The organism is Mycoplana rhizolycopersici (assembly GCF_013378445.1).
In the GTDB taxonomy this organism is placed as follows: Bacteria; Pseudomonadota; Alphaproteobacteria; order Rhizobiales; family Rhizobiaceae; genus Mycoplana; species Mycoplana rhizolycopersici.
In genome coordinates, this window is sequence record NZ_JABXYK010000007.1 from 98,459 (window position 1) to 125,442 (window position 26,984).

Sequence of the window (26,984 nt, forward strand, 5' to 3'; positions counted from 1 at the left end):
GCCTGTTGCAAGCCGGGCCGAACCTTCATTGCCCGCTTCAGTATTGGTCGCGCCGTCGCACCCATGCCATCGGGAAGTCGAGGCCGTCCTCATCCCGTCCCTTGGGGACGAGATCAAGAAACGCATAGGCGCCGTTCACCATTTCCACGCCGCGTCCGTAGCAGGAGTAGGTGTGAAAGACCTCGCCGGTCCCATTCGTGGCGAATACGCTGATGCCGACGATGTCGGAGGCGTGCGTGCGCTGGATCTCGTAGTTGTAGTAGGCCTTGCCCTCCGCCAGTTGCTGCGGCGTGACGGCCGCCTGATAGTCGAAGCTGAAGTCGCTGCCGAGTGCTGAAACCCACGGAAAGCTCCAGTCGAAGCGCTTCTTGTAGGCTTCAATCTTCGCAAGCGGCGCGCGGGAAACCGCCGTGAACGTGACGTCGCGGTGGTTGAGGTGCATCGGGATGCGGTCGAAATTGTCCGCCCAGAAGGTGCACGACTTGCAGCCTTCCTCCCAGTCCGGGCCGAACATGAAATGGTAGACGATCAGCTGCGAACGCCCGTCGAAGAGTTCTTCGAGCGTCAACTCGCCTTTCGGCCCTTCGAAGCGATAGGTCTTCTCGACCTTCTCCCAGGGCATCGCCATGCGCCGCCGGCTCACGGCGTCCCGCTGCCGCGTCAGTTCCTTTTCGGCTGCCAGCAGGTCGATCCGCGCCTGCAGCCATTGCTCGTGTGAAACCACCTGGTTTTCCATCATCAGCCTCCTGTCGATAGATGTTTCGAGGGTGTCGGGCGATCGGCGAAGCGTTTCAGCCACGGCGCGCAATGGAACAGGCTCATCAGGAGATACATGAACGTCATGCCGCTCCAGGATCCCCACCCTGATGCCGAAGAGCACAGCATTCCGGCTGCGCCGGTGTCCGGGCTCACCGCAGATACCAGCGCCATCAGCGCGAAGACCGGTGCCGCTGCCAGTGCCAGCCCGCAGGCGAGAGTGCCGGCTGCGGAAGTCTGGCGGCTTCTGCATTCGTCTTGATGTCCGGTGCTTATCCATTGCGTCATTTTCGGCTATCCATTTTGCCAACGATGCTTCCGGCGATTGCCCGCCCCCTAAAGGCTTAGCGTCGGTCGGGCCTGCGGTGGGAGTTACAAGTCTGGCGGGATTTCGATGGACTCGCTGATCACGGCTGCAGCAAGGGCGCTTGCCGCGGGCGATCCGCTTTCGGCCCTGAAGCGGGTGGCGCTGCGCGACGATGCGCCGGCACTCGCCTTGCGCGGTATCGCGATGGCGCAACTCGGCGACTTCGTGCGCGCCCGCGCCCTTTTGAAAAGCGCTGCCCGCGCCTTCGGTTCGCGCGAAGCCGTCGCAAGGGCGCGATGCGTCGTCGCCCAGTCGGAGATCGCGCTGGTCTCGCGCGACCTCGGCTGGCCGCAAGCAGCACTCGCCGCTGCACGCGCGACGCTCGAGGCGCATGGCGACCCGGTGAATGCCGCCCATGCCCGTATCCTGCAGGTTCGCCGCCTGCTTCTCGTGGGCCGGCTCGACGAGGCCGAGCGGGCGCTGGACGGCCTGGAGCCTGCCTTGCTGCCGCCGGCGACCCGGGCAGCCTGCGCGCTCGTGACGGCGGGCATCATGGTGCGGCGCCTGCGGACGCGTGCGGCCGCCGCTTCATTCGAGGAGGCGAGGCTTGCCGCGCGCGCGGCCGGCATTCCGGCGCTGTCGGCGGAGATCGACAATGCCGCCCGCATCCTGCACGCACCTGCGGCCCGCCTCATCAGCCTCGGCACGGAGCGCCTGCTGCAGCTCCGGGACGTGGAGGCGCAGTTCGCCTCGGGGGCGCTGGTCGTCGATGCCTGCAGGCATGTCGTCCGCCGGGGTGGCGCGCTCGTCTCGCTTGCAAGCCGTCCGGTCCTCTTTTCGCTTGCGCGCGCCCTGGCCGAAGCCTGGCCCAACGATGAGAGGCGCAGCCTTCTGATCGCGCGTGCCTTCCGCGGAAAGCATGCCGACGAATCCCATCGCGCCCGGTTGCGGGTGGAGATCGGCCGCCTGCGGGCGGAGTTGAAGGGCCTTGCTGAGGTGAGGGCGACGAAGCACGGCTTCGCCTTGACGCCCTCGGGCAAGGAGGGCGTCGTCGTCATTGCCCCGCCACAGGAGGACAGATTTTCGGCCGTGCTCGCCTTGCTTGCCGATGGCGAGGCCTGGTCCAGTTCCGCGCTTTCGATCGCGCTCGGGGCGAGCCCGCGCACCGTTCAGCGCGCACTGGAGCATCTGGAACGAAGCGGCAAGGTGCAGTTTTTCGGCAAGGGCAGGGCACGGCGCTGGCTGACAGCGCCCGTCGCCGGCTTCCCGACAGTCTTGTTACTCCCCGGTCCGCTCCCGGGCGGCTAGGCTTGAAGCGTCGAACATCAACCCTTCGGCATGACGGTGTCATGCCTGACGAAAGGAGCAGGACATGAAGCGTTCACAAGCGGAAATCCTCAGGGAATACGGCCCCTTCCCAGGTAATGACGTCGCGGGCGTAACCTTTGACGGCCGCAACGTCTGGTTTGCGGCCGGTGAGAGCCTCAACGCGCTCGATCCGGAAAGCGGCGCCACGGTTCAGAGCATAGAGGTTGCGGCCCATGCCGGGACCGCCTTCGACGGCAAGCACCTGTATCAGATCGGCGAAGACGTGATCCGCAAGATCGAACCGGCGACCGGCAAGGTGCTGGCGACGATCCCCGCGCCCGGAAACGGTGGCGATTCCGGCCTTGCCTGGGCCGAGGGCACGCTCTGGGTCGGGCAGCATCGCGAGCGGAAGATCCACGAGATCGATCCGGAGACCGGCAAGATCCTGCGCACCATCCAGTCGGATCGCATGGTCACCGGCGTGACGTGGTGCGACGGCGAGCTGTGGCACGGCACATGGGAGGGCGGCGAAAGCGACGTGCGGCGGATCGATCCCGACACCGGCGCGGTGCTGGAGCGGCTGGACATGCCGGCTGACACGGGCGTATCCGGGCTGGAAGCCGATGGCCGCGACCGCTTCTACTGCGGCGGCGGGCCAAGCGGCAGGATCCGCGCCATCCGCCGCCCCGGCCGGCAGGCGCAAGCCGGCTGAGTGGCGGAACACTCTGCGGGACAGTGTGCGGGCCGGCGCGGTTTTCGCGCCGGCTGCGCTACCAATGGTTCTTGATGGTCTGCTTGCAGAATTTCCGAGCGGCGCACTGCCAAATCAAAATGCCATTCGCATTTTCCGCGATATCGGAACCGGAACGGTCTTGCCGTGTTCATTGGCAACGGCCAAATTCCCTTTGGCTCGCGAAGGTCATGATCCGCATGAGATCCCTATGCGGCGCTAGCGCCTTCTGACGTCCCGACCGGAAAGACCCGTCGACAAGGCCGACAAGGTTCAGCCGGATGCGCGCAGACTGCGGAAAATTGCACGGACTGCACCGTTCGTCATAGATGAGAGCCGCTCGACTGTGGAGGAGATGCAGCATGGACCAGTTTTCCGGGGGCTGCCTGTGTGGCAACGTTCGATTTATAGCGTCGGGGCGCCCGTATCGGGTCGGCCTCTGCCATTGCCTCGACTGCCGCAAGCATCACGGAGCCCTTTTTCACGCCTCCGCTATATTTCCGCAGGATGCCGTGACGGTTAGTGGCGAAACGAGCGACTACGCCGGGCGATTTTTCTGTCCGCGTTGCGGGTCGCCCGTTTTCGGGCGCAGCGGCGACGAAGTCGAGGTGAATTTGGGGTCCCTGGACGCCCCCGGCCAGCTGACGCCCACCTATGAACTCTGGACCATCCGTCGCGAAACCTGGCTGCCGCCTTTTCCGATGACGAAGCAATACGACCGCGATCGTGACGCCACAAGCCGTTTCGAGGAGTAGGTTGCGCACGAAGGTGACCGTGACGCCCCCAGGCGGCGTGATCGTGCGCAAGGATGGTTCCAACGAGCTGTACGGTCTGATCATGGAGAGCGCCTTCATGCAGGCCTTGGAGCAATCCGAGCCGATGACGCCGAACGAAAAGATTGCTGCTACAAGGGCGGGTCAGATGCTCTATGCCGATGCCCACATCGCCAAATGTGGCAAGGAACAGGCGATGTACATCAGTCCGGTTCGCGATGCGATCGATGGGGGTTTACATCCGACGAACCACACGGATTTCGTCGTGGCTCCCCTCGACCAGATGTTCATGTTGTGGTCGGCGATCAATCGCATTTCGCGGGCAGGTGCGGAGATTGTCCCAGCGAACTTGAAGCTGGAGAAGATGTTGGCAGTTACGTCGCCACCGGAAATCGCTTCCGAAGGGCTTCGTATCGCGCAATAACCTCGGCGGGGCTGAGGTCGCGGTAGGCCGCTGCTTTTCCGTAGTCGAAAGGCATCCTTTCGGCGGTCTTGCGGAACGTCATGGCATCCGCGCGGCTGTAGTCGGAAAGGGGGCGGTCACCACAGATGCCCACGAATAATCGATATGTGGCATCTGCCTGATTGGCCATCTGCTGCCGCCAGTCGCCACGCGCCACCTGCGCTTTCGTGAAGGCTGGATAGATTGTGGAGAATATCGGCCCGGTCTGCGCTGCCGGTTCGGTTTTGGGCGACGGCGAGGCGGGCGAAGGGGTGGCGGCATCTTGTAGCCGCGGATTGTAGCAAAAAGCCTCGCTCCGCCGACGTTGGCGTGAGGTATTCTAACGATTTCAGTGAGTTAGAAAGCGATTGGCTGGGGAACCTGGATTCGAACCAAGATTAACGGAGTCAGAGTCCGCCGTTCTACCATTGAACTATTCCCCAACAAGAGGCGCTGCGAAGCGGCGTCCCGTCGGTGTGCGGGGCTTATAACCAAAAGGTCGGAAGTTGCAAATAGGTTTCTTTCGATTTTTTTGAATTATGTGGATGGCTGCGGATGGGGCGTCTGGTGGCGGTTCGTTTGCGTGGTGGGACGCCGCTCGGACGGGCAGGCCCGGCTGCTTCGCACCCTGGTACCGTGCGTAGCCTGACAATGTGATCTGCGCCCATGCCGACGGTTGTCGAATGCGTGTCGAACGTTGTCGAACAAAGCAATTGTCGAAAACGACGGTCGCTGGTAAGGTCGCGGCAACGAAAAATCGAGAAAGCGCCTGCTGCAGCCGGAAACGGAATTGCGCGGCGCGATAGGCAGACACGTGAGCGACCCCGAACACGGCGCAAAGCCGTCCGTATCCGGGGGGCAGGGCACGGGCGGACCGGCAGGACCCAAGCGGTCGCGCCGCCGCAAGGGAAAGGACAAGCGGGCCAAGGCTCCGTCTTCCGCCTCCCTTGGACCGAGCAACGAATCCGGCCGCAACGGCCCGGAGACGCGCCCCCAGCAGACCGCGCAGGCACAGCCTGTCGCCCAGGATGGCGAAGCCGTGCGCAAGCGCAAGCGTCGCCGCCGCGGCAAGGGCGGTGCGAAGCCGCAGCCTCATTCCGTTGAAAGCGATCGCGATTCGGCCGACGCCCAGGCGCGTGCTGGGCACGTGGGCGGCAGGCAGGGCGGAGCCGGGCAGGGGGCAGCCGGCCGCAGGAAGGCGCACCACCAGCGCGGACTGCAGGGCCGCCCGATGCGGCCCGCCGAAAAGTTGCCCGCCTTCGTTTCCCCGGCGCCCAAGGCGGCGCCGGCCGCCAGTGGAACGCAGGGAGGCAAGCCCGCCGGCAGTCGCGAGGGGGCAAATCCGGGTGCTGCGCGCGGCGAGTTTCAGTTCAACGACGCGCCGCTTTATGCCGCGCTCGACCTCGGCACCAACAATTGCCGGCTGCTAATCGCCCAGCCGACGCGGCCGGGCCAGTTCCGCGTCGTCGATGCCTTTTCCCGTATCGTGCGGCTCGGCGAGGGGCTTGCCGCCAGCGGCCGCCTGTCGGACGAGGCAATGGACCGCTCGATCGAGGCGCTCAGGATCTGCGCTGCGAAATTGCGCAACCGCGATATCCGTCGCAGCCGGCTGATCGCCACCGAGGCTTGCCGCCGGGCGGAAAACGGCGAGGCTTTCCTCGCCCGCGTCAAGGCGGAGACGGGGCTGGAACTGGAGATCATCAACCGCGAGACAGAGGCAAGGCTGGCCGTTTCCGGCTGCTCCTCGCTGGTCGGGCGCGAGGCGAAGTCGGTCGTTCTGTTCGACATCGGCGGCGGCTCGTCCGAGATCGCGGTGATCCGCATCGGCGAGAACCGCTCCAACCGGCTTGCGAACCATATCACACACTGGACGTCACTGCCGGTCGGCGTCGTGACGCTGTCGGAGCGGCATGGGGGCCGCGATGTAACGCCGGAGAGCTTTGCCGGCATGGTCCGCGAAGTCGAATCCATGCTGGCCGGGTTTGACTGCCCGTCGCATGCCCACGTCGAGGCGCCGGAGGACTTCCACCTGATCGGAACCTCGGGAACGGTGACGACGCTGGCCGGCGTCCATCTCGACTTGCCGCGCTACGACAGGCGTCAGGTCGACGGCGTCTGGCTCATGGATGCGGAAGTCAGCGCCATGCAGGCACGGCTGCTTTCCTGGGATTTCTCCACCCGTGCCGCCAACCCCTGCATCGGTCCGGACCGGGCCGACCTGGTGCTTGCCGGCTGCGCCATTCTGGAGGCGATCCGCAACCGCTGGCCCTCGACGCGCATGCGCGTCGCCGACCGCGGCCTGCGCGAAGGCCTCCTGACGGAAATGATGGCCGATGACGGCGTGTGGCGGCGCGGCCGCAGCCGCCGGCAGAACCGCAGCGGCTTCCGCCACCCGTTCCGGCCCGAAGGACTTGAGACATGACGAAGCCCCCAGCCGGCGGCAGCCGCACCGGAAGAAAACTCGGCCAGAAGGTCAAGAAGGGCAAGCTGAAGGCGTCGTCGCGGCGCTGGATCGAGCGGCACATCAACGATCCCTATGTGCAGCGCGCCCGCCTGGAAGGGTATCGCGCACGCGCTGCCTTCAAGCTTCTCGAAATCGACGAGAAGCACAAGATTCTCGACGGTGCCCGGCGCATCATCGACCTCGGTGCGGCACCCGGCAGCTGGTCGCAGATCGCCGCCAAGGTGACCAACTCGACGGATGCCGATCCGCGCGTGGCAGCAATCGACTTCCTGGAAATGGATCCCTTGCCGGGCGTGCGGATCCTGCAGATGGATTTCCTCGATCCGCAGGCGCCGGAAAAGCTGAAGGAAGCGGTGGGCGGCACGCCGAACCTGGTGATCTCGGACATGGCGGCGCCGACGACGGGTCACCGCCAGACCGATCACATCCGCACCATGCACCTGTGCGAGGTGGCGGCCCACTTCGCCATCGAGGTGCTGGCCGAAGGCGGCCATTTCCTGGCCAAGACCTTCCAGGGCGGCACGGAGCGCGACCTCCTGAACCTGCTGAAGCAGAATTTCAAGCAGGTCATCCACGTCAAGCCGGGTGCCTCGCGCGCTGAATCGGTCGAGATGTTCCTGCTTGCAAAGGGTTTCAAGGGACGCAAGGCCGTCTCCGCTGACGGCGCCACTGATGAGGCGGCGGGCGAAGCGCCCGGCGAAGCCGCCGAGCTGGAGGCGTGATGCTTCTCTACGTCACCGTGGGCACGAACGATCTGCAGCGCGCCGGCCGTTTCTACGACGCGGTACTGCCGCTCATCGGCTATGTCAGGCAGAAGCAGGCGGAAGGCGAGATCGGTTATGCGGCGGATGGAGACGTGCGCTGTCGCTTCTGGGTGGTCGATCCTTTCAACCGTGAGCCGGCGACGTTCGGCAACGGTGCGACGGTGGCCTTCGACGCGCCGAGCCGTGCGGCTGTCGATGCCTTTCACGCGGCAGTTGTTGCCCATGGCGGAACCGACGAGGGGGCGCCGGGGATAAGGCCGTTCCATCCCAACTTCTACGCCGCCTTCGTTCGCGATCTCGACGGCAACAAGCTGTCTGCCGTCTGCGAGCGGCCCGAGTAGCGCAAGTTCCGGCAGCGACAGGCCCGGCCGCGCTATTTGACGGCGGTGACTTCCTCTTCCTTCTGCATCAGCCGGTGTCCGGATACCGAGGCGCCGGCGCTCTTGGCCATTGTCAGGAAGGGCACGACCGCCGCAAGCGTCAGCACCGAAATGATGACGAAGGCGAGGTGGAAGTCCTCAAGGCTCAGCGGCGTCCCGGACATTGTCGTCTCGATCTCCAGGATGGTGCCGGCCACGGCGACGCCCAGCGCCAGGCTCATCTGCTGCAGCACCGCACTCATCGAGGTTGCCTTGCTGGCGTCCCTGTCGGCGATGTCGGCGAAGGACAGCGCGTTGACGCTGGTGAAGAAGAACGAACGGACGAAGCCGGCGGCAAGCAGGACGAGCGAGATGATCCACACCGGCGTCTGCGGCGTGAACAGCGCGTTGACGGCGGTGAAGGCCGCGCCGCTGAGGCTGGCGATGATCAGCGTGGTGCGGAAGCCGGCAAGCGAGAGCACGCGCTTGGCGATGAACTTCGTCGTGATCGCACCGATCGCACCGGTGAAGGTGACCATGCCCGATTGGAAGGGCGAAAGCCCAAAGCCCACCTGCAGCATCAACGGCATGAGGAAGGGGATGGCGCCGATCGAGATGCGAAAGAGCGTCCCGCCGATGGCCGCCGCCCTGAAGGCGCTGTCGTGGAAGAGCTTCAGGTCGAGCAGCGGCGAGGGATGCCTTTTCGCGTGCCGCACGTAGAGCCAGCCGGCCAAAAGCCCTGACAGCGTCGACACCAGGCCAACGGCGGGCGGCAGGGCGGGCAGGCTTATGACGGAGAGGCCGAACATCGTGCCGCCTGCGGCGATCGCACCGAGCACGAAACCCTTCAGGTCCAGCGGCCCGGGTGGCGCGGAATGGATGTCGGGCAGATAGATCCCCGACAGAACATAACCGAGGATGCCGACCGGAACATTGATCAGGAAGATCCAGTGCCAGGTGAAATAGGTGGTGATGAAGCCGCCGAGCGGCGGGCCTGCGAGCGGCCCGACAAGGGCGGGTATCGTCAGCATGGCCATGGCCGATACGAGCTCGCTGCGCGAAGTGCTGCGCACGAGCACGAGGCGGGCGACCGGTGTCATCATCGCCCCGCCCATGCCCTGGATGAAGCGGGCGACGACGAAGAAGACGAGGCCGTCGGCAACTGCGCAGAGGATCGACCCGAAGATGAAGACGAGGATCGCCAGCCGGAAGACGCGCTTTGCCCCGAACCGGTCCGCCATCCAGCCGGACAGCGGGATGAAGATCGCAAGCGACACCATGTAGGCCGTCAACGCGAGCTTCAGCGTGATCGGCCCGACATTGAGGTCTTGGGCGATCGCGGGCAACGACGTGGCTATCACGGTGGAATCCATCTGCTCCATGAAGAGCGCGACGGCAAGGATCAGGGGAACAATACGATTCATGGTGACGAACGCGGACGGGTCGGCAGGAGCGCCGGAGGACTGGACGTGAACGGGCTATGCCCGGTTTCGTTCCGGCCTGCCGCTTGTGCGCCTGCGGCCGGGATCTGTCAAACCCGCCAGGGATACGCGTTCTCACAAACCCGTGATGCCAAAGGTGGCATTCGTGACCTCCCTTCAACCTGCAGACATGCCATCTTTGCGAGCCGTTGGCGCATTTTCGGCGCCGCGACCACAGTTCTGTGTTCACTCTTGCGGGAGGTGCCGCGACCATGAATATTTCACGCAGGTCCTTGTTCTACACGGCCGGCCTTGGCACGCTGGCAGCCCCCTTCATCCTGAACGGCAGCATGGTACGCGCTGCCTCGGAGACCAAGACCGACATGACCGTTTCGCCAGTCGAGGCCCGCAGCTTCAAGCTCGGCGGGTTCCGCGTCACCGCCGTCCGCGACGGCATGCGCGCTTCCGGCGCGCCGAACGAGACGTTCGGCACGAACCAGTCGGCCGATACCGTCGGCGCTCTGCTGACCGAGAACTTCCTGCCTGCCGACAGCTTCGTCAACAGCTTCACGCCGACCGTCGTCGAAACCGGCTCGGAGGTCGTCCTGTTCGACACCGGCATGGGCGAGGGCGGTCGTGAGAATGGCCTCGGCCGCCTTGCGGAAGGCCTGCGCGCCGTCGGCTACACCCCGGAGCAGGTGACGGTGGTGGTGCTGACCCATATGCACGGCGACCACATCGGCGGCCTGATGGAGCAGGGGAAGCCCGCCTTTGCCAACGCGCGCTACGTGACCGGCCGGACGGAGTACGATTTCTGGGTCAGCGCCGATCGCGTCGGCACCGGCGCCGAGCAGGGGCACCAGGGCGTGCTCGCCAAGGTCAAGCCGCTGGCCGAGAAGATCACCTTCATCGAGGACGGCGGCGAGGTGGTGCCCGGCATCACCGGCATGAACGCTTTCGGCCATTCTCCGGGGCACATGATCTATCGCATCGAATCGGACGGAAAGGTCCTGATGCTCACGGCCGATACCGCCAATCACTTTGTGCTGTCGCTGCAGCGGCCGGACTGGGAAGTGCGGTTCGACATGGACAAGGCCGCGGCCGCCGCCACCCGCAAGACGGTGTTCGACATGATCGCCACCGACAGGCTCCCCTTCGTCGGCTACCACATGCCGTTTCCGGCAATCGGCTACGTTGAAAAGGCGGGCGAGGGCTACCGCTTCGTGCCGATGAGCTACCAGTTCGATATCTGACCGGTCGAACGACGGAACATTCAGCAACGGCCCCAGTGCGCCCGGGATCGGTCCCGGGCGTTTTTGCTATTTCCATTCCGTCATGAACGTGTTACGAGCCCTCGCCAACTTCCAAGACTTATCTTGCAAGCGACCAGGTGGACCGTTCCCAAGAGGTCCCTTGGACCGCAGCCTTTTACACCGAAGGAAATTGGCCATGGCGCGCATCATAGAAACCGCAACCGGACTGGAAGCACTGACGTTCGACGACGTGCTGCTGCAGCCCGGCCACTCCGAGGTCATGCCGGGGCAGACCAATATCGCCACCCGCATCGCCAGGGATTTCGAACTCAACCTGCCGATCCTGTCGTCCGCCATGGACACCGTCACCGAGGCGCGGCTGGCGATCGCCATGGCCCAGGCCGGCGGCCTCGGCGTTATCCATCGCAACCTCACCCCGGCCGAACAGGCCGAGGAAGTCCGCCAGGTCAAGAAGTTCGAGAGCGGCATGGTCGTCAATCCGGTGACGATCGGTCCCGACGCGACGCTCGCCGAGGCGCTGGCGCTGATGAAGGCGCATGGCATCTCCGGCATTCCGGTCGTCGAGAACGCCAAGGCCGGCGTCGCCGGCCGCCTCGTCGGCATCCTGACCAATCGCGACGTGCGTTTCGCTTCGGATCCGAAGCAGAAGATCTACGAACTGATGACGCGTGAAAATCTGATCACGGTCAAGGAAAGCGTCGACCAGCAGGAAGCCAAGCGGCTGCTCCACAAGCACCGCATCGAGAAGCTGCTCGTGATCGACGGTGACGCCCGCTGCGTCGGCCTGATCACGGTGAAGGACATCGAGAAGTCGCAGCTCAATCCCAATGCTTCCAAGGATGCGCAGGGCCGCCTGCGCGCCGCCGCGGCGATCTCCGTCGGTGACGACGGCTTCGAGCGTGCCGAGCGCCTGATCGATGCGGGCGTTGACCTGCTCGTCGTCGATACCGCGCACGGCCATTCCCAGCGCGTCCTCGACGCCGTCAGCCGCGTCAAGAAGCTCTCCAACTCGGTGCGCATCATGGCCGGCAACGTTGCCACTGCCGACGGCACCAGGGCATTGATCGACGCGGGTGCGGACGCAGTCAAGGTCGGCATCGGCCCGGGCTCGATCTGCACCACGCGCATCGTCGCCGGCGTCGGTGTGCCGCAACTCGCAGCCATCATGTCGGCAGTCGAAGCCGGGCAGCACGCCGACGTTCCGGTCATCGCCGATGGCGGGATCAAGTTCTCGGGCGATCTCGCCAAGGCAATCGCAGCCGGCGCCTCGGCCGTCATGGTCGGCTCGCTGCTTGCCGGCACCGACGAAAGCCCGGGCGAAGTGTTCCTCTACCAGGGCCGCTCCTTCAAGGCCTATCGCGGCATGGGTTCCGTCGGCGCGATGGCGCGCGGCTCGGCCGACCGCTATTTCCAGGCCGAGGTGCGTGACACGCTGAAGCTCGTGCCGGAAGGCATCGAGGGCCAGGTGCCTTACAAGGGACCGGTCTCCGGCGTCCTGCACCAGCTCGCCGGCGGCCTCAGGGCGTCGATGGGCTATGTCGGCGGCGCCGACATCAAGCAGTTCCAGGAGCGCGCCACCTTCGTGCGCATCTCCGGCGCGGGCCTGCGCGAAAGCCACGCCCACGACGTGACGATCACGCGCGAAAGCCCGAACTATCCCGGTGGCGCCGGCTGATCGCCAGGTCCTGTCCCTGAAAGCCAAACCTTCCGCACGGCGGCCGTCGATCTGATCGACGGCCGCCGTCGCACATCTGCGACAGGCACAGCATCCCCTTGACCTCGGTCAACTTCCCATCGCTCGACATCGCCCATAGTGTTCACAGGCCCGCCGCAAGGATCGGCGGCGCCACCGGCAGGCGGACGACACCCGGTCGATCCGCTGCACGAACGAGGCGGCCTGCATGCCGGACGTATCAGGCAGGCGCGTACGCTTAAGGGAGCAGAGAGCCATGGCAAGCAAGATGAAGGCCGCCGTCGTGCGGGAGTTCGGCAAACCGCTGGTGATCGAGGAGCTTGACATCCCCGAGCCCGGCCCGGACCAGATCCTCGTCAAGTACGAGGCGACGGGGGTCTGCCACACCGACCTGCATGCCGCCAACGGCGACTGGCCGGTAAAGCCGAACCCGCCCTTCATTCCAGGCCACGAAGGCGTCGGCTATGTCGCCAGGATCGGCTCCAAGGTCAGTTCCAAGCGGATCAAGGAAGGCGACCGTGTCGGCGTGCCGTGGCTGCATACGGCCTGCCGCTGCTGCGGCTATTGCAATACCGGCTGGGAGACGCTGTGCGCCGAACAGCAGAACACGGGTTATTCCGTCAACGGCACCTTCGCCCAGTACGGCCTCGCCGATCCCGCGTTCGTCGGCCATCTGCCGGCCAATCTCGAATTCGGCCCTGCCGCGCCGGTGCTCTGCGCCGGGGTCACGGTCTACAAGGGGTTGAAGGAAACCGAGGTCAGGCCAGGCGAATGGGTCGTCATTTCCGGCATCGGCGGGCTGGGCCACATGGCCGTGCAATATGCCAAGGCCATGGGCATGAAGGTCGTTGCCTCCGATATCTTCGAGGACAAGCTGGCGCTCGCCAAGAAGCTCGGCGCGGACCTCGTCGTCGATGCGCGCAAGACCGATGCGATCCAGACGGTGCAGAAGGAAACCGGCGGGGTGCACGGTGCGCTGGTGACGGCCGTCTCGCCCAAGGCGATGGAGCAGGCCTATGGTTTCCTCCGCTCCAGGGGAACGATGGCGCTGGTCGGCCTGCCGCCGGGCTTCATCTCCCTGCCGGTCTTCGACACGGTGCTGAAGCGCATCACGGTGCGTGGATCGATCGTCGGGACCCGTCAGGACCTCGAGGAAGCGCTGGAGTTCGCCGGCGACGGCAAGGTCGCCTCCCATTTTTCCTGGGACAAGATCGAAAACATCAACGACATCTTCGAACGTATGGAGCAGGGCAAGATCGACGGACGCATCGTGCTCGACCTGAACGCCTGAGGGCGTGATCATTTGCGGACCACGCCGGCGCTTGGTCGGCGTGGCATGGAATCACGCAACCGTGAGGATGCCCGTCTGGCATTCGCCTCTCCATCGCCTATCATCGATTTTGGTATTGGCGCGCCGGCAGGGCGCGAGGAGATCACGGGAGAAGCCATCATGGAACGGACGCCGAAGATCACCCAGGCGATGATCGACGCCTATGACGAATATACCCACCTCTCGCTCGACCGCCGTCGCTTCATGGAACGGCTGACGGCGCTTGCTGGATCGGCAGCGGGCGCTGCTGCCATCGCGCCGCTTCTGGCTGCCAACAGCGCCAGTGCGCAGATCGTCGCCGAAAGCGATGCGCGGCTCACCACCGAAGAGGTCAGCTGGGCAGCGCCCAAGGGGCAGATGAGGGGATATATCGCCCGGCCGAAGGATGCGCCGGGACCGCTCGGCGGCGTCATCGTCATCCACGAGAACCGCGGCCTCAATCCGCATATCCGCGATGTCGCCCGCCGCATGGCGCTGGAAGGCTTCGTGGCACTCGCCCCCGATTTCCTGTCTCTGGAAGGTGGAACGCCGGAAGACGAGGACAAGGCGCGCGAGATGTTCGGTAAGCTCGACCGCGCCGTCACCGTCGAAAATGCGGTTGCCACCGTCGCCTATCTGTCCGAACTCGACTGGGTGAACGGCAAGGTCGGCGCGATCGGCTTCTGCTGGGGCGGCGGGCTGGTCAACCAACTGGCCGTCGCCGATCCCAACTTGAAGGCTGGCGTCGCCTACTATGGCGCCCAGCCGCCGGCGGAGGACGTGCCGAAGATCAAGGCGGCCGTGATGCTGCACTATGCCGGCCTCGACGAGCGCATCAACGCGGGCATCGATGTCTACAAGAAGGCGCTGGACGACAGCGGCAAGCCCTATGAGCTCTTCGTCTACGAAGGCGTCAACCATGCCTTCAACAACGACACCTCCGCCGCCCGTTACGACAAGGCCGCGGCGGAACTCGCCTGGCAGCGAACGGTGGCGTTTCTGAAGAAGAACCTGGGATAGCCCGTAGGACTACCTCCCGCCGCCCTGCACCTCCACGCAGGCGCACACCGCTTCGGCGATGGCATCGGTTTCTTCCGCCTGCAGGATCCCCCGCCGCCAGGCTAGCCCGATCTCGCGGGCGGGCTGCGGGTCGGCGAAGGGGACGATGCGGATGGGGTTGCGCAGCGTCTCGGTCGGCACCGCGATCTCCGGGATCAGCGTCATGCCCATGTCGTGCGACACCATCTGGAGCAGCGTCGCCATCGAGGTCGCGCCGAAATTGACGAGGCTGCGTTTGCCCGCCGTTCCGCAGACCGCAAGCGCCTGATCGCGCAGGCAATGCCCTTCCTCCAGGAGCAGCAGCCGATCGACGTCGACGTCGGATTCGGAAAGTGGCGACATCAGCACGTCGCTGTCATTCTCTGCCATCGCCATGAAGAAGCGGTCGCGGAAGAGCGGACGCGTTGCGATCGTATCGTTCTCGATCGGGAGTGCCACGATCACGAGGTCGAGCCGACCCTCGGAGAGAGCCGTGACGAGGCGATCGGTCACCGCCTCGCGCAGTTCGATCTGGATCGCCGGATAGGCGGCGCGCAGATGCGGCACCAGGCGCGGCACGAGATAGGGAGCCACCGTCGGGATGATCCCGAGCCGCATCAGCCCGCCCAGCAGGCCGTCGCTGCGCCGGACTGTCTGTTCCAGCCGGTCCAGCTCTACCAGGATGGAACGCACATGCGCCAACACCTCCTCGCCCTTGCGGGTCAAGAGCGTGTTGCCGCGACTGCGTTCGACGAGCTTGACGCCGAGGTTCGCCTCCATTTCCAGGATCTGCGCCGACAGTGCCGGCTGGCTGACATGGGCAAGCTCGGCGGCCCGGCCGAAGTGCAGGGTGGTGGCGAGCGCCTCGAAATAGCGCATTTGACGAACGGTAATCATGATAGGATTTTCTGATCGAAAATAAAGGGAAATACAATTGGAAATTATCGTCTCGCGGTGGGACAAAGACTTGTTAGAAAAATTCCAGAGTGGGCCGGGCTTCATGGCAATGCCAAAAGCCTGCCCTAGGTTGGAAGGGCCGCGGCTTCGGCCGGGCAGCCTTTCGGCAATGGATGCGACGAGAAACAGGAGGATCCCATGTCAGATCGACCGACAATGACCACCACGGCCGGTGCGCCGATAAGTGACAACCAGAACTCGCTGACGGCCGGCCCGCGCGGCGGCGTGATGATCCAGGACTACCAGCTCCTCGAGAAACTCGCCCACCAGAACCGCGAGCGCATCCCCGAGCGCGTCGTTCATGCCAAGGGCTGGGGTGCATACGGCACGCTGAAGATCACCGGCGACATCTCGAAATATACCCGCGCCAAGGCGCTGCAGCCCGGCGCCGAGACGCCGATGATCGCCCGCTTCTCCACCGTCGCGGGCGAACTTGGGGCCGCCGACCACGAGCGCGACGTGCGCGGTTTCGCACTGAAGTTCTACACCGAGGAAGGCAACTGGGATCTGGTCGGCAACAACACGCCGGTCTTCTTCGTCCGCGATCCCTACAAGTTCCCCGACTTCATCCACACGCAGAAGCGCCATCCGAAGACCAACCTGCGTTCGCCGACCGCGATGTGGGACTTCTGGTCGCTGTCGCCCGAAAGCCTGCACCAGACCACGATCCTGTTCTCTGACCGCGGCCTGCCTGTCACCCCGATGCATATGAACGGTTATGGCTCGCACACCTATTCGCTGTGGAACGATGCCGGCGAGCGCTTCTGGGTAAAGTTCCACTTCAAGACCCAGCAGGGCCACGAGCACTACACCAACGAAGTCGCCGAAGGCGTCATCGGCAAAACCCGCGAGGGCTACCAGGAAGCGCTCTTCGGCGCGATCGAGAAAGGCGAGTTCCCGCGCTGGACGCTGCAGGTGCAGATCATGCCTGAAGCCGACGCGGACAAGACGCCCTATAACCCCTTCGATCTCACCAAGGTCTGGCCGCATGCGGACTATCCGCCGATCGACGTCGGCGTGATGGAGCTGAACCGCAACCCGGAGAACTATTTCGCCGAGATCGAGCAGGTGGCGTTTTCGCCCTCCAACATCGTTCCCGGCATCAGCCATTCGCCGGACAAGATGCTTCAGGCGCGCGTATTCTCCTATGCAGACGCCCACCGCCACCGGCTCGGCACGCACTACGAGGCGCTTCCGGTCAACGCCCCGCGCTGTCCCGTCCATCACTACCACAAGGACGGGCAGATGAACTTCTTCGGCCAGAAGACCGGCAATGTCGATGCCTACTACGAGCCGAACTCGGTCTCGGGGTCGGCCGCCGAGCTGCCGTCGGCCAAGGAGCCGCCGCTGAAGGTCTCCGGCGACATGGACCGCTACAACCACCGCATCGGCAACGACGACTACTCGCAGCCACGCGCGCTTTTCAATCTGTTCAACGACGAGCAGAAGGCGCGCCTGTTCTCGAACATCGCAGCCGCCATGGGCGGCGTGCCGGGCGCCATCATCGAACGCCAGCTCGCGCACTACAAGCAGGTGCATCCGGACTATGAGGCCGGCGTGCGCGCCGCGCTGAAATCCGCACACGGCTACGAGGCAGACACGATCAGCACGGCCGCCGAGTAGGCAAGCACCCGTTCCGTGCGCCGACGGCAGATGTGAGACAGAAGAAAGCCGGGTCGCAAGGCCCGGCTTTTTGCATGACTGGATGGCGTGGGAGGTTGCGTGGGACCTCTGCCGGCAAGACCGGCCTGCTCGATGCGAACACCATCAATGTGCCCGGTAAGGGCGCCGCCTGCCCGCCGCTTACCAGCCCGGCAGGATGTGCCCCGGTCGCAGCCGCGGCAGGCGCGGGAAAGTCTTGACCTCGGCATCGGGCAGGTCGTCGTTGACGGCAAGCGGGGAGATGTTGTCGAGACAGGCGGTGATGTGGCTGGTGATTGCGTTCATCAGCGATGTCGACATGCCCGCGCGCTTCATGATGCCGATCTGCACCGGCGCCAGCGGCGGGAAACCGTCGGCCTGCGTCAGCACGCGCATGCCCGGCCGCAGTGCCGATTCCGGCAGCACGGAGACGGCCATGCCGGCCATGACGGCGGCAGCGACGACCGTCGATGACCAGCTCGTAAACAGCACCTGGTATTCACGCCCCACCGAATCGAGCGCGCCGCAGGCGATCTGCCGCCACTGACAGTCGCGCCGGCCGACGGCGAGCGGCACAGGTGTATTTTCCGGCAGCGGGTGGTTTGCGGACATGACCCAGCAAAGCGGCTCCGTCCGGACCACGTCCGAATGGCGAAGCCGCGGGTTATGCGTCACGAGCGCGATGTCCAGTTCGCCCTTGTTCATCTTCTCGGCCAGATCCACGGACGGCTCGCAGACGATGTAGAGTTCGACATTGGGATGCGTCTTGGCAAACCGCATGATGATTTCGGGCATGTAGCGGTCGGCATAGTCGTCGGGCGTGCCGATGCGCAGGGTGCCTTCGAGACGGTTGTCGTCGAAGGCCGCGATCGCCTCGTTGTTGAGGCGGATCATCCGCCGCGCGAAGTTCAAAAGCCGCTCCCCCTCCGCGGTCAGGCGGTTGCCGCGGCCGTCCTTCATGAACAGCTGCTTGCCGATGCGCTCTTCCAGCCGGCGCATCTGCATGGATACGGCGGATTGGGTCTTGAATACGCGATCCGCGGCCTTCGTGAAGGATCCGGTATCGGCGATTGCGACGAAGGTCTGCAGTTGATCGATGTCTAGCGGAGCGGACATGGCCATGTTCCATCAGAGGGTTTGATAGATACTATTAAAAACATTCGTTGGACTGATCAATGTCATTTTGCGACAAAGGGTCGGCAAGGTGAACAGCGCATCAGCGATGACAATCTTGGGGACGAATACAATCCCGTACGGCCTCCAGCCGGGATGGGACTTATTTGCGAAGACCTAAATCTTTTGACGCCTGCCGATCCGCGGCCGGTGAACACATCACGCGTGCGTAATTGGGCCCAATGCGGCGCAGCGCACCGGAAAGGAGAAAATGCCATGCGCACCATCGACAGCCGTATAGACCTCGACATCGCCGCCGCGCGCGGGCCCGCTCCCTCGCGGACCTCTCGCCTTTTCCTGTTTGCCGTCCGTGCGATGCGTACATGGCGAAACCGTGCCGCCGTGAACCGGCTTCACGATTTCGACGACTGGCAGCTGCGCGACATCGGGCTCGAGCGGTCGGACGTGAAGGACGCGCTGACGTCGACGTTCTTTGCCGATCCCGGCCTGCATCTGACGATCGCATCGCGCGAACGCGCGCAACGCTATCTCCGGAACGGTCGCCGCGACTGAGGCCGTTCCCAGCTTCCCCGCAGGGTGAGAGCCAATAACCCTGCCGCTTGCCCGGCGTGTGACCGTTCGCGGTCCCGCCGGGTTTTTTCATGCCCGGACTATTTGTCCTTGTCGGGCGCGCCCTTTTTCGGATCCGCCTTCGACGCAGCGTCGCTCTCCTGCGCCTTGTTCATCGTGTTGAAGATGTTTTCGATGTTCTTCTGATAGTCCTTCTGCATCTCCAGACCCGCATCGAACAGGGTGTTGACGAAGGTCGTCAGCGAATCGGCCGGCGTTGCGCCCTTCTCCGGCGCGGGCGGGCTTTCGGTTTTTCCGCCACTCATCGCCGTCATCATGTCGGAAAACGCCTTTGTGAAGGGATTGTCCGCAAAGGGATCCTGAGGTGCTTTCTTCTCGGTCCCTGTCCCGAAGAAAGCCTGCGTGAAGGGATTGTTGAACGGGTTGGCGAAGCCCTGGGGGTCGGGCTTCTTCGCCATGCCGGTCGCTTCCATCCATTGCTGCATGACGACAGCCCAGGGATTGTCCGCGCCCGGTTGCGGGGCGCCGAGGAACGGCGCCGTCGACTGCTTGAACAATCCGCCCATCAGCGTGTTGGCGACGACTGGCAGCATCTGCTTGTAGATTTCCTGGCCAATGCCGGTCATCTGTGCCGCCTGGGCGGCAATCGCCCGCGACACGTCCTTGGAGCCGAAGAACTGGCCGAGCAGGTCGTTGCCCTCCGCGATGCCCTTGGGGCTGAAAGCCTTCGTCACGTCCTCGAAATACTTGACGTGATCACCCGAAGACAGCGCCTTCATGAAGCCGCCGAAATCGTAGGGGTTCATGGTGCTGCGCTTCATGCCTTCGGAAAAGGCCGGCATCAGCGCCGAGATCGCCTCGTTCGCCTGTTGCTGCGCCAGCCCGAACTGCTTTGCCATCACGTCCAGAGCACTGCCGTTCTGGGCCTTCAGCATCAAATCGTACAGTGCGATCATAGCCGATCCTTTCGTCATTGTGCGGGCGGGTTCGCGCCCCGGCACATGCAGATGCATGTCCTTGCACTATAACGACAACGGAGATGACTGGAACCGGATTCTTGAGGCAGCCCGGCCGCAGCGGCGTCAGTACTGATAGTCGGTGAAGACCGGCTCGACGGAGCGGTTCCAGCGGCCGTTGTAGAGGGCGAGCATGTCCTCGGCGAGCGTCGACTTCTTGGCCAGGACCTCGTCCAGCGGCGAGAGGAAGATCGTTTCGTCCACGCCGTCGCCGTTGAGGCGGTTTCTCGCCGCGAGCCCGGAACGGGAGATCGAAATCACCTCGCGGGCGATGTCCCACAGCGCAATCCCGCGATGCCGCGCGTTCAGCCCCTGCGAAGGGACTGCGTCACGCAGGGCCGAAACCTCGTCCACGGTCCAGTCGCGCGTCAGGTCTTCGGCGGCGAGAAGTGCGGTGTCGTCGTAGAGCAACCCGACCCAGAAGGCCGGCAGCGCACAGATGCGTCGCCAGGGGCCGCCATCGGCGCCGCGCATTTCCAGGAAGCGCTTCAGTCGTACGTCGGGGAACAACGTCGAGAGGTGGTTGGTCCAGTCGCCCATGTTGGGCTCCCAGTCGGCGATTTCGCCCTTCAAGGCGCCTGCCATGAACTGGCGGAAGGTGACATGCGTGCAGTCGTGATACTTGCCGTCGCGCACGACAAAGTACATCGGCACGTCCAGCGCCCACTCGACATAGTCCTTGAAGCCGAAATCGGCGGAGAACGCGAAGGGGATGATGCCGGAACGATTGTTGTCGGTGTCGCGCCAGATCTCGCCGCGCCAGGAAAGCAGGCCGTTCGGCTTGCCGTCGGTAAACGGAGACGAGGCGAAAAGCGCGGTCGCGAGCGATTGCAGTTTCAGCGACACCTGCATCTTGCGGCGCATGTCTTCTTCGGAGGAGAAGTCGAGATTCACCTGGATCGTGCAGGTGCGGTACATCATGTCCAGGCCGTGGCTGCCGACCTTCGGCATGTAGCGCGTCATGATTTCGTAGCGCGACTTGGGCATGACCGGCGTCTCTGCCAGCGTCCACTTCGGGCTGCCGCCCATGCCGAGGAAGCGGATGCCGAGCGGTTCGGCAATCTCGCGCAGCGTCGCCAGGTGCTGGTTGGATTCCTTGCAGGTCTGGTGGAGGTTTGCGAGCGGCGCGCCGGAAAGCTCGAACTGGCCGCCCGGCTCCAGCGAGATCGCGCCGGCGCCGGAGGGCCCTGCAAGCCCGATGATGTTGTCGCCGTCCATGATCGGTTCCCAGCCGGTCTTGGCCTGCATGCCGGTCAAGAGCGCCGAGATGCTGCGTTCGCCGAAATAGGGAACGGGGCTGTTGTCGGCGGTGAAGAAGACGAACTTCTCATGTTCCGTTCCGATGCGGAAATCCGCCTTCGGCTTGCAGCCGGAGGCGAGATAGTCGGTCAATTCCGCCGTCGAGCGAACCGGCGTCTGGTCGGTGGTATCGCGAGCCATGGGCGTCTTCTTAAAGAGGTGGAGCCGGACCGGAAGGTCAGGCAGGTGAGGGTGCTTGAACCGTAATTAAGTGCGGTGCAAGCAAATTTCTTTCAAGATGCCTTCAAAAAAACAGAAACACCGTTCGCGGACCAGCCGTTGTCGCAGCCGGTTGGTGGGCCATTTCGAGGCGGCATGCGGCCGGCTATTTCCAGTCGCCGATGGTCGCCTGGATCACCGCCATCGCGGCGACGGCGGCGGTATCGGCCCGCAGGATGCGCGGGCCGAGCGGGATCGCGGTCACAAAAGGCAGTCCGCGCAGCAAACTCCGTTCTGCGTCGGAAAAGCCGCCTTCCGGGCCGACGAGAAGGGCGAGCTTGCGTTCAGTGATCGCCTTGAGCGCGGCAAGCGGGTTCTGGCTGTCGTGCCCCTCGTCGCAAAAGATGAGACGGCGATCCTGCGGCCAGTCCTGCAGCAGCTCCTCGAGTTTTCTCGGCGCGCCCACGGCGGGAATGGAGAGGATGCCGCATTGCTCGGCCGCTTCCACGACGTTTGCCTCGATGCGCTCGATGCTGGTGATCTTGCCCTGCACGTGCTGCGTCATGACGGGCTGCAGCAGGCCGGCGCCCATCTCCACCGCCTTCTGGACGAGATAGTCGAGCCTGCCGACCTTCAGCGGCGCAAAGAGATAGTGCAGGTCGCAGGCCGCGGGCTGCGGCCGCACCTGCAGAGTGGCGGTCAGCAGCAGGCGTTTTCGGGTCGGATAGGAGGCCGCGGCCGTCCATTCGCCGTCCCGGCCGTTGAAGACCAGCAGTTCCGATCCTTCCTCCAGCCTCAGCACGTTGGCGAGATAGTGGAACTGGTCCTTCGACGCTTCGAAGGCGGTGCCGGCGGCAAGATCTGCTTCCACGAAGAGGCGTTGCATACGGTAGTTGGCGCGCATTGTGTTTTCCGTCAGCCGAAGAGCGCATTGAGGATGCCGAACACGATCGCCCCCGACATTGCAGTCAGCGGCACCGTGATGATCCATGCGGCGATGATGGTCATGAAGTGCGATCGGCGCACCAGCCGGCGCCGCCGAGTTTCCTCGGGATTGTTGTCTTCCGGGTCTTCGCTTGCGACCATCCCGCCGCGCTTGCGGATGTAGTCGAGGCGCCGCCGCGCGTGTCTTGTGTACCACTCACGGAAGAAGCCGACGCCGAAGACGGAGCCAACTGCGACGTGCGTCGAACTCACCGGCATGCCGAGGGCGGTTGCCACGAGCACCGTGACGGCGGCCGAAAGTGCGACGCAGTAGGCCCGCATCGGGTTGAGCTTGGTGATGTCCTTGCCGACGATGTCGATCAGCTTCGGCCCGAACAGCAAGAGGCCGATTGCGATGCCGAGCGCGCCGATCAGCATCACCCATCGCGGCAGGCCGTCGCCGCTTGCCGCCTGCAGGTTGTCCGTCGCGTGCACGATAGCCGCCAGCGGCCCGATTGCGTTCGAAACGTCGTTTGCGCCGTGGGCGAAGGAGAGCAGGACGGCGGAAAAGATCAGCGGCACGCGGAAAAGGGTGCGAAGGGACTGGTTGCGGTTCTCAAGCCCGATCGACTGGCGGGCGATGTAGGGAATGCTTACCGCGTAGACGAGCCCGCCGGTGGCAACGCCGACAAGCAGTGATTGGCCAAGACCGAGATCCGTCATGTGCGCCAGCGGGCTGATCAGGAGATAGGCGGCGAAGCTGCCGGTCATCAGGCCGATCAACACTGGCACCCAGCGCCGTGCCGCGACGATCTTGTCGTCGCGGTAGACGATCGTTTCCTTGATGAAGAAGAGGAACAGCGCGGCGATCATGCCGCCCAGCAGCGGCGAGACGACCCAACTCGTGGCGATGCCGGACATCAGCGCCCAGTCGACCGAGGTGGGCCCGGCGGCCGCAATGCCCGCGCCCATGACGGCGCCGACGATGGCGTGCGTCGTCGAGATCGGCGCTCCCAGGCGTGTTGCGACGTTGATCCAGCCCGCAGCCGCCAGCAATGCGGCCAGCATCGCCCAGATGAGCGTCGACGCCGGCATCGACGAGGGCGGGATGATGCCTTCCGAAATCGTTGCGACGACATTCTGCCCCGCGATCATCGCCCCGAGCGTCTCGAAGATCGCCGCGATGACCAGCGCAGCTCCCATGGTGAGCGCGCGCGAGCCCACGGCGGGGCTGACATTGTTCGCGACGTCGTTCGCGCCGATGTTCATCGCCATGTAGGCGGCGAGTGCCGCGCCGGCGACGATGATGGCAGCCCCCGGCAGATCGATGACGTAGGAGCCGGCCACGATCATCGCAAGCGCCAGGAAGATCATTCCGATGCCGGGGGCAACGAGGCCGCGCGAGACGAAATGCGCCGCCTCCTCGACACGCGTCAGCTTGTCGAGGTCCTTGTCCAGTGTGGGCTTGGTCAGCCGTTTGGGGGAATTCTGCATGGAGTGCTCCAAGGTCACGGTGCACTAATGCCTCAGGACCGCGAGAGCAATACGCGTGTAAGGTTCACGCCGACGCTTTTTTCGCCGCGGGGAGCGGCTGCGCCGCCTGAAAGGCTTCCTCGAACCGGCGGATAAGCTGCTTGAGGCCCGGTTCCGCCACGCGCGCGGCGGCTTCCGCGCAGGTGACCCATTCGAGCTTGCGCTGGCTCTTTTCGGGAAAGTTCTTGCACAGGTCGTCCACTTCCAGTGCGTAGACGTTGACCTTGCAGGGAACTGTCAGCCCCTTGGAAATTCCCTTGTCGTACATGTAGTAGCCGATCGCTTCCTGGTGGACCGTGCCCTTGACGCCGGCCTCCTCGTAGGCCTCCTGCTCGGCCACTGCCCATGCGGGCTTGCCCTCCATCGGCCAGCCCTTTGGGATCACCCACCGGCCCGTGTCGCGGCTGGTGATCACCAGCACTTCGATCTGGCCACGCTTCTTCTTGTAGCGGTAGCAGAGCGCCGAATATTGCATCCGCGCGGGCCGCCGGAACATCAGTCGCACGTCGCTGGCGATACGGTGCACGAGGCTCACTTTTTTCTTCATTCCTTTCCAGCCGCTTGTCAGGCTGATTCGTTGACGCAGGATGGCTGAAGTATGAGCGCATTTGCGTGCCTGTAAACGCCGCGCTCAGGTCGCGATTTGCGATAGGCGGAAAAAACGGGCAAAAAACGGCGGTGCTAGTCGCTTTTTCCCGCAGCGTTGCGCTGCTGCATCCTGAGTTGCGAGATCCGCTGCCACTCACCGGTGCGCTCCGCCTCGCGGATCGCCTCGGCAATATGGTCGATATGGGCCTCTGCGGCCGCCCGGGCGGCGGGCGGGTCGGCGCGCACGATCGCCGCGCAGATCGCTTCGTGCTGGGAAAGAAGCTGGCTGCGGGCATGATCGGAGGCGAAGACCAGGTGGCGGTGGAAGAAAATGCCCTGTTCGAGAAGCCGGTAGCAGGACCGCAGCGTGTGCAGCAGGATGATGTTGTGGGCGGCCTCGCCTATGGCATTATGAAAATCGACGTCCGCCGCAAGCTCGTCTTCGAAGCGTCCGCTCGCATGGGCCCTGCGCATGTCCGCGACGATGCCCTTGAGCACCTGGCGGTCGATGTCGGTTGCGCGCTGCGCGGCAAGCTCCGCCGTGATCCCCTCCAGCGCCCGCCGGTATTCGAGGTAGTCGGCGGTGGCGCGCTGGTGGCGTGCGATCAGCTCGACGACCGGGCGCGAAAAGACTTGGCCGATGATGTCGGCAACGTAAGTGCCGCCGCCGTGATGGCTGACGAGCAGGCCGCGCGCCTCCAGTTCCTTCAGCGCCTCGCGCAGGATCGGGCGCGACACGTCGAAGCGCTGCGACAGTTCGCGTTCACCGGGCAGCCGGTCGCCGTCCCGGAGCACGCCTTCCAGCAGCAGAAGCTCGATCTGGCGCACCACTTCGTCCGCCGTGCGGCCGTGGCTGACGCGGGCGAACAGATCCAGGGCGTGGCGTGCGGACGAGGTCTCCATGTGCGAAAGATAGCAGCCGGGAACGACTGGTCAATAAACTTGTCCAGCAGGAATTTCTCTGGATGCGTCAAAGCGCCGTTTCCTTCCCGAATTGCGGTTTGCTAAACAGGCGGCAGACGATGCCGAGAGGGGACGACAAGGCATGACAAAGGGAAGCTTTGCTTTTCCGCCCGCGGCGCAGCGCGCCCAGGCGCTGGGCGAGATACACGCAAGACCCTACACCCTGGTGCCGTCGCCGCGCGTCATCTTCCAGCTCGCCTTCCTGACCGAAGGCGGATCGACGGTGGACCATGCGGTTCTCGCGGACCTGTCGCGCTCGCGCGGGGTCTCGCCGCCGGCCCGCGACGCCAGCCATCACGCAATGAGCTGGGGGCAGGGCACGCTGCGCTGGGAGCGGCACACCGAGTTCTCGACCTATTTCTGGGATTGCCCGGTGCCGGAGCGGTTCGGCGACGTGGTGCCGGTGCATCCCTTCGGCGACAGCTTTTCGCCGCCCGGCACGCTGATCTCCGGCATCCGCCTGGAAATCCGCCCGGATACGCCGCAGACGCGGGATGCGATCTCGGTCTTCGATCCGACCAGCCTCTGCTACAGCGAGGTGAAGGACGGGCAGGCGGTCATCGTCACCGACTTCCGCCAGAACGGCGATGGGCTGACGCAGATCCTCGTCATCGACCGCGGCATGAGTGAGGCGGGACGCGGCGCACTGGTCCAGCGACTGCTGGATATCGAGACCTACCGCACGCTTGCGATGATGGGGCTGCCGCTGGCTCAGTCGCTGTCGCCGGAGATCCGCCGTATCGAGGACGGGCTGACCGCCGTCACCCAGCGCATGAAGCAGCACGCCCGTGACGAGGCGGATACGATGCTGACGGAGATTACGCGGCTTGCTGCCGAGCTGGAGGCCAATGCCGCCCTCAGCCTCTATCGGTTTGGCGCCAGCCGCGCCTATTACGGCATCGTCCAGGAACGCGTGCGCACGCTCGCCGAAGTCGCCACGCCGGGCTACGAGACGCTCGGCTTCTTCCTGGAGCGCCGGTTGGCACCCGCCATGCGCACCTGCCAGTCGGTGGAGGAGCGCCAGGCGAACCTTTCGCGCAAGCTAGCTCGTGCGACCGCGCTTCTGCGAAGCTGGATCGACGTCGAGCTCGAGCAACTGAACGCCACCTTGCTGAATTCGATGGACCGGCGCGCCAAGCTGCAGCTGCGCCTGCAGCAGACGGTGGAGGGGTTGTCGGTCGCGGCGATCTCCTATTACGTCGTCGGCCTGTTCGGCTATCTGGCGAAGGCGGCGCACGGCCTCGGCCTGCCCGTCAAGCCGGAGACGCTGACCGGGTTGTCGGTCCCTGTGGTGGTGTTAGGCATGTGGCTGCTGGTGCGCGCTATCCGGCGCAAGCATGCAGAAGAGGACGCGCACTGATCGCGGCTGCAGACGTTTGGTCGCTGTCATGATGGCACACCCGAACAGAAATCGAGACAGCACAGCTTGGCCGGAAATTCCTGAAGCGCGTGCGATCATCGACACATCGAGAGCGGGTGACATAGGACGATCAGGGGACCTGATGAAAAAGAGACGCGAACCGCCGATAGATTTGAACGCGCTCCGACCAAGCGCGAAGAAA

The 26,984-nt window shown here is 64.5% G+C and carries 25 protein-coding genes and 1 tRNA gene; 15 read left to right on the forward strand and 11 right to left on the reverse strand.

Going from position 1 to position 26,984, the window contains the following annotated elements:
* Window positions 1-37: 37 nt before the first annotated feature.
* Window positions 38-736, reverse strand: a complete 699-nt coding sequence (locus tag HV823_RS13050) for a DUF899 domain-containing protein (RefSeq protein ID WP_176950162.1) — start codon at window positions 734-736, stop codon at window positions 38-40.
* Window positions 737-832: 96 nt separating this feature from the next.
* Here HV823_RS13050 and HV823_RS13055 point away from each other — a divergent pair, with 96 nt between their 5' ends.
* The 5 genes from HV823_RS13055 to HV823_RS13075 all read left to right on the forward strand — a co-directional run bounded on the left by HV823_RS13055 (window position 833) and on the right by HV823_RS13075 (window position 4,298).
* The gene (locus tag HV823_RS13055; RefSeq protein WP_176950163.1) at window positions 833-1,018 is read left to right on the forward strand and encodes a hypothetical protein; all 186 of its coding nucleotides are present in this window, start codon (window positions 833-835) and stop codon (window positions 1,016-1,018) included.
* Window positions 1,019-1,150: 132 nt separating this feature from the next.
* Window positions 1,151-2,371 (forward strand): helix-turn-helix domain-containing protein, encoded by a 1,221-nt coding sequence (locus HV823_RS13060; RefSeq protein ID WP_176950164.1) that lies wholly within the window; start codon window positions 1,151-1,153, stop codon window positions 2,369-2,371.
* A 64-nt stretch (window positions 2,372-2,435) separates the two neighbouring features.
* The gene (locus HV823_RS13065) at window positions 2,436-3,083 is read left to right on the forward strand and encodes a Vgb family protein (RefSeq protein WP_176950165.1); all 648 of its coding nucleotides are present in this window, start codon (window positions 2,436-2,438) and stop codon (window positions 3,081-3,083) included.
* A gap of 380 nt (window positions 3,084-3,463) precedes the next feature.
* Entirely contained in the window at window positions 3,464-3,856 is a 393-nt protein-coding gene (locus HV823_RS13070) for a GFA family protein (protein ID WP_176950166.1), read from the forward strand.
* Window position 3,857: 1 nt separating this feature from the next.
* The gene (locus HV823_RS13075; protein WP_176950167.1) at window positions 3,858-4,298 is read left to right on the forward strand and encodes a hypothetical protein; all 441 of its coding nucleotides are present in this window, start codon (window positions 3,858-3,860) and stop codon (window positions 4,296-4,298) included.
* A 387-nt stretch (window positions 4,299-4,685) separates the two neighbouring features.
* On the opposite strand, the gene HV823_RS13080 is transcribed toward HV823_RS13075, so the two are convergent.
* Window positions 4,686-4,759 (reverse strand) — tRNA-Gln (locus HV823_RS13080).
* 371 nt (window positions 4,760-5,130) lie between these two features.
* Between HV823_RS13080 and HV823_RS13085 the strand changes: the two genes are divergently transcribed.
* The 3 genes from HV823_RS13085 to HV823_RS13095 are packed head-to-tail and all read left to right on the forward strand — an operon-like array spanning window position 5,131 to window position 7,885.
* Window positions 5,131-6,738 (forward strand): Ppx/GppA phosphatase family protein, encoded by a 1,608-nt coding sequence (locus tag HV823_RS13085; RefSeq protein WP_176950168.1) that lies wholly within the window; start codon window positions 5,131-5,133, stop codon window positions 6,736-6,738.
* On the forward strand, window positions 6,735-7,502 hold the full coding sequence (locus tag HV823_RS13090; RefSeq protein WP_176950169.1) for an RlmE family RNA methyltransferase: 768 nt from the start codon (window positions 6,735-6,737) through the stop codon (window positions 7,500-7,502). The genes HV823_RS13085 and HV823_RS13090 overlap by 4 nt, the downstream gene beginning before the upstream one ends.
* Window positions 7,502-7,885, forward strand: coding sequence for a VOC family protein (locus HV823_RS13095; protein ID WP_176950170.1), 384 nt, complete (start codon window positions 7,502-7,504; stop codon window positions 7,883-7,885). Before HV823_RS13090 ends, HV823_RS13095 begins: the two co-directional genes overlap by 1 nt.
* A gap of 32 nt (window positions 7,886-7,917) precedes the next feature.
* Here HV823_RS13095 and HV823_RS13100 read toward each other — a convergent pair whose 3' ends face one another.
* Window positions 7,918-9,327 (reverse strand): MFS transporter, encoded by a 1,410-nt coding sequence (locus HV823_RS13100; protein ID WP_176950171.1) that lies wholly within the window; start codon window positions 9,325-9,327, stop codon window positions 7,918-7,920.
* Between the two features lie 269 nt (window positions 9,328-9,596).
* On the opposite strand from HV823_RS13100, the gene HV823_RS13105 reads away from it, so the two are divergent.
* From HV823_RS13105 to HV823_RS13120, 4 genes are all read left to right on the forward strand, one after another.
* Window positions 9,597-10,577 (forward strand): MBL fold metallo-hydrolase, encoded by a 981-nt coding sequence (locus tag HV823_RS13105; protein WP_176950172.1) that lies wholly within the window; start codon window positions 9,597-9,599, stop codon window positions 10,575-10,577.
* Between the two features lie 196 nt (window positions 10,578-10,773).
* On the forward strand, window positions 10,774-12,273 hold the full coding sequence (gene guaB / locus HV823_RS13110; RefSeq protein ID WP_176950173.1) for an IMP dehydrogenase: 1,500 nt from the start codon (window positions 10,774-10,776) through the stop codon (window positions 12,271-12,273).
* A gap of 274 nt (window positions 12,274-12,547) precedes the next feature.
* Window positions 12,548-13,582, forward strand: coding sequence for an alcohol dehydrogenase AdhP (gene adhP, locus HV823_RS13115; protein WP_176950174.1), 1,035 nt, complete (start codon window positions 12,548-12,550; stop codon window positions 13,580-13,582).
* A gap of 159 nt (window positions 13,583-13,741) precedes the next feature.
* Window positions 13,742-14,620 carry a dienelactone hydrolase family protein gene (locus tag HV823_RS13120; RefSeq protein WP_176950346.1) on the forward strand — a complete coding sequence of 293 codons (879 nt, stop codon included), beginning with the start codon at window positions 13,742-13,744 and terminating at the stop codon, window positions 14,618-14,620.
* A 9-nt stretch (window positions 14,621-14,629) separates the two neighbouring features.
* Here the strand turns inward: HV823_RS13120 and HV823_RS13125 are convergent, their stop codons facing one another.
* Window positions 14,630-15,535 carry a hydrogen peroxide-inducible genes activator gene (locus tag HV823_RS13125; protein WP_176950175.1) on the reverse strand — a complete coding sequence of 302 codons (906 nt, stop codon included), beginning with the start codon at window positions 15,533-15,535 and terminating at the stop codon, window positions 14,630-14,632.
* A gap of 198 nt (window positions 15,536-15,733) precedes the next feature.
* Between HV823_RS13125 and katA the strand changes: the two genes are divergently transcribed.
* Window positions 15,734-17,218 carry a catalase KatA gene (gene katA, locus HV823_RS13130; RefSeq protein ID WP_176950176.1) on the forward strand — a complete coding sequence of 495 codons (1,485 nt, stop codon included), beginning with the start codon at window positions 15,734-15,736 and terminating at the stop codon, window positions 17,216-17,218.
* Window positions 17,219-17,398: 180 nt separating this feature from the next.
* On the opposite strand, the gene HV823_RS13135 is transcribed toward katA, so the two are convergent.
* Window positions 17,399-18,352, reverse strand: coding sequence for a LysR substrate-binding domain-containing protein (locus HV823_RS13135; RefSeq protein WP_176950177.1), 954 nt, complete (start codon window positions 18,350-18,352; stop codon window positions 17,399-17,401).
* A 273-nt stretch (window positions 18,353-18,625) separates the two neighbouring features.
* Here HV823_RS13135 and HV823_RS13140 point away from each other — a divergent pair, with 273 nt between their 5' ends.
* Entirely contained in the window at window positions 18,626-18,922 is a 297-nt protein-coding gene (locus tag HV823_RS13140; protein ID WP_176950178.1) for a YjiS-like domain-containing protein, read from the forward strand.
* 98 nt (window positions 18,923-19,020) lie between these two features.
* Here HV823_RS13140 and HV823_RS13145 read toward each other — a convergent pair whose 3' ends face one another.
* From HV823_RS13145 to HV823_RS13170, 6 genes are all read right to left on the reverse strand, one after another.
* Window positions 19,021-19,896 (reverse strand): DUF937 domain-containing protein, encoded by an 876-nt coding sequence (locus HV823_RS13145; RefSeq protein ID WP_176950179.1) that lies wholly within the window; start codon window positions 19,894-19,896, stop codon window positions 19,021-19,023.
* A 126-nt stretch (window positions 19,897-20,022) separates the two neighbouring features.
* Window positions 20,023-21,396, reverse strand: coding sequence for a glutamate--cysteine ligase (locus HV823_RS13150; RefSeq protein ID WP_176950180.1), 1,374 nt, complete (start codon window positions 21,394-21,396; stop codon window positions 20,023-20,025).
* Window positions 21,397-21,580: 184 nt separating this feature from the next.
* Window positions 21,581-22,318, reverse strand: a complete 738-nt coding sequence (locus HV823_RS13155) for a 16S rRNA (uracil(1498)-N(3))-methyltransferase (RefSeq protein WP_176950181.1) — start codon at window positions 22,316-22,318, stop codon at window positions 21,581-21,583.
* Window positions 22,319-22,329: 11 nt separating this feature from the next.
* Window positions 22,330-23,832, reverse strand: a complete 1,503-nt coding sequence (locus HV823_RS13160) for an inorganic phosphate transporter (RefSeq protein WP_176950182.1) — start codon at window positions 23,830-23,832, stop codon at window positions 22,330-22,332.
* Window positions 23,833-23,896: 64 nt separating this feature from the next.
* Window positions 23,897-24,418 (reverse strand): NUDIX hydrolase, encoded by a 522-nt coding sequence (locus HV823_RS13165; RefSeq protein WP_246301300.1) that lies wholly within the window; start codon window positions 24,416-24,418, stop codon window positions 23,897-23,899.
* Window positions 24,419-24,552: 134 nt separating this feature from the next.
* Window positions 24,553-25,362 carry an FCD domain-containing protein gene (locus tag HV823_RS13170; RefSeq protein ID WP_176950183.1) on the reverse strand — a complete coding sequence of 270 codons (810 nt, stop codon included), beginning with the start codon at window positions 25,360-25,362 and terminating at the stop codon, window positions 24,553-24,555.
* A gap of 142 nt (window positions 25,363-25,504) precedes the next feature.
* Between HV823_RS13170 and HV823_RS13175 the strand changes: the two genes are divergently transcribed.
* Window positions 25,505-26,782 (forward strand): DUF3422 family protein, encoded by a 1,278-nt coding sequence (locus tag HV823_RS13175; RefSeq protein WP_176950184.1) that lies wholly within the window; start codon window positions 25,505-25,507, stop codon window positions 26,780-26,782.
* Window positions 26,783-26,984: the final 202 nt, after the last annotated feature.

What these genes read in the sequence shown, in the direction of transcription:
- HV823_RS13050 (WP_176950162.1), bottom strand. Translation starts at nt 736, where the DNA reads ATGGAAAACCAGGTGGTTTCACACGAGCAATGGCTGCAGGCGCGGATC.
- HV823_RS13055 (WP_176950163.1), top strand. Translation starts at nt 833, where the DNA reads ATGAACGTCATGCCGCTCCAGGATCCCCACCCTGATGCCGAAGAGCAC.
- HV823_RS13060 (WP_176950164.1), top strand. Translation starts at nt 1,151, where the DNA reads ATGGACTCGCTGATCACGGCTGCAGCAAGGGCGCTTGCCGCGGGCGAT.
- HV823_RS13065 (WP_176950165.1), top strand. Translation starts at nt 2,436, where the DNA reads ATGAAGCGTTCACAAGCGGAAATCCTCAGGGAATACGGCCCCTTCCCA.
- HV823_RS13070 (WP_176950166.1), top strand. Translation starts at nt 3,464, where the DNA reads ATGGACCAGTTTTCCGGGGGCTGCCTGTGTGGCAACGTTCGATTTATA.
- HV823_RS13090 (WP_176950169.1), top strand. Translation starts at nt 6,735, where the DNA reads ATGACGAAGCCCCCAGCCGGCGGCAGCCGCACCGGAAGAAAACTCGGC.
- HV823_RS13095 (WP_176950170.1), top strand. Translation starts at nt 7,502, where the DNA reads ATGCTTCTCTACGTCACCGTGGGCACGAACGATCTGCAGCGCGCCGGC.
- HV823_RS13100 (WP_176950171.1), bottom strand. Translation starts at nt 9,327, where the DNA reads ATGAATCGTATTGTTCCCCTGATCCTTGCCGTCGCGCTCTTCATGGAG.
- HV823_RS13105 (WP_176950172.1), top strand. Translation starts at nt 9,597, where the DNA reads ATGAATATTTCACGCAGGTCCTTGTTCTACACGGCCGGCCTTGGCACG.
- guaB (WP_176950173.1), top strand. Translation starts at nt 10,774, where the DNA reads ATGGCGCGCATCATAGAAACCGCAACCGGACTGGAAGCACTGACGTTC.
- adhP (WP_176950174.1), top strand. Translation starts at nt 12,548, where the DNA reads ATGGCAAGCAAGATGAAGGCCGCCGTCGTGCGGGAGTTCGGCAAACCG.
- HV823_RS13120 (WP_176950346.1), top strand. Translation starts at nt 13,742, where the DNA reads ATGGAACGGACGCCGAAGATCACCCAGGCGATGATCGACGCCTATGAC.
- HV823_RS13125 (WP_176950175.1), bottom strand. Translation starts at nt 15,535, where the DNA reads ATGATTACCGTTCGTCAAATGCGCTATTTCGAGGCGCTCGCCACCACC.
- katA (WP_176950176.1), top strand. Translation starts at nt 15,734, where the DNA reads ATGTCAGATCGACCGACAATGACCACCACGGCCGGTGCGCCGATAAGT.
- HV823_RS13135 (WP_176950177.1), bottom strand. Translation starts at nt 18,352, where the DNA reads ATGTCCGCTCCGCTAGACATCGATCAACTGCAGACCTTCGTCGCAATC.
- HV823_RS13140 (WP_176950178.1), top strand. Translation starts at nt 18,626, where the DNA reads ATGCGCACCATCGACAGCCGTATAGACCTCGACATCGCCGCCGCGCGC.
- HV823_RS13145 (WP_176950179.1), bottom strand. Translation starts at nt 19,896, where the DNA reads ATGATCGCACTGTACGATTTGATGCTGAAGGCCCAGAACGGCAGTGCT.
- HV823_RS13150 (WP_176950180.1), bottom strand. Translation starts at nt 21,396, where the DNA reads ATGGCTCGCGATACCACCGACCAGACGCCGGTTCGCTCGACGGCGGAA.
- HV823_RS13155 (WP_176950181.1), bottom strand. Translation starts at nt 22,318, where the DNA reads ATGCGCGCCAACTACCGTATGCAACGCCTCTTCGTGGAAGCAGATCTT.
- HV823_RS13160 (WP_176950182.1), bottom strand. Translation starts at nt 23,832, where the DNA reads ATGCAGAATTCCCCCAAACGGCTGACCAAGCCCACACTGGACAAGGAC.
- HV823_RS13165 (WP_246301300.1), bottom strand. Translation starts at nt 24,418, where the DNA reads ATGAAGAAAAAAGTGAGCCTCGTGCACCGTATCGCCAGCGACGTGCGA.
- HV823_RS13170 (WP_176950183.1), bottom strand. Translation starts at nt 25,362, where the DNA reads ATGGAGACCTCGTCCGCACGCCACGCCCTGGATCTGTTCGCCCGCGTC.
- HV823_RS13175 (WP_176950184.1), top strand. Translation starts at nt 25,505, where the DNA reads ATGACAAAGGGAAGCTTTGCTTTTCCGCCCGCGGCGCAGCGCGCCCAG.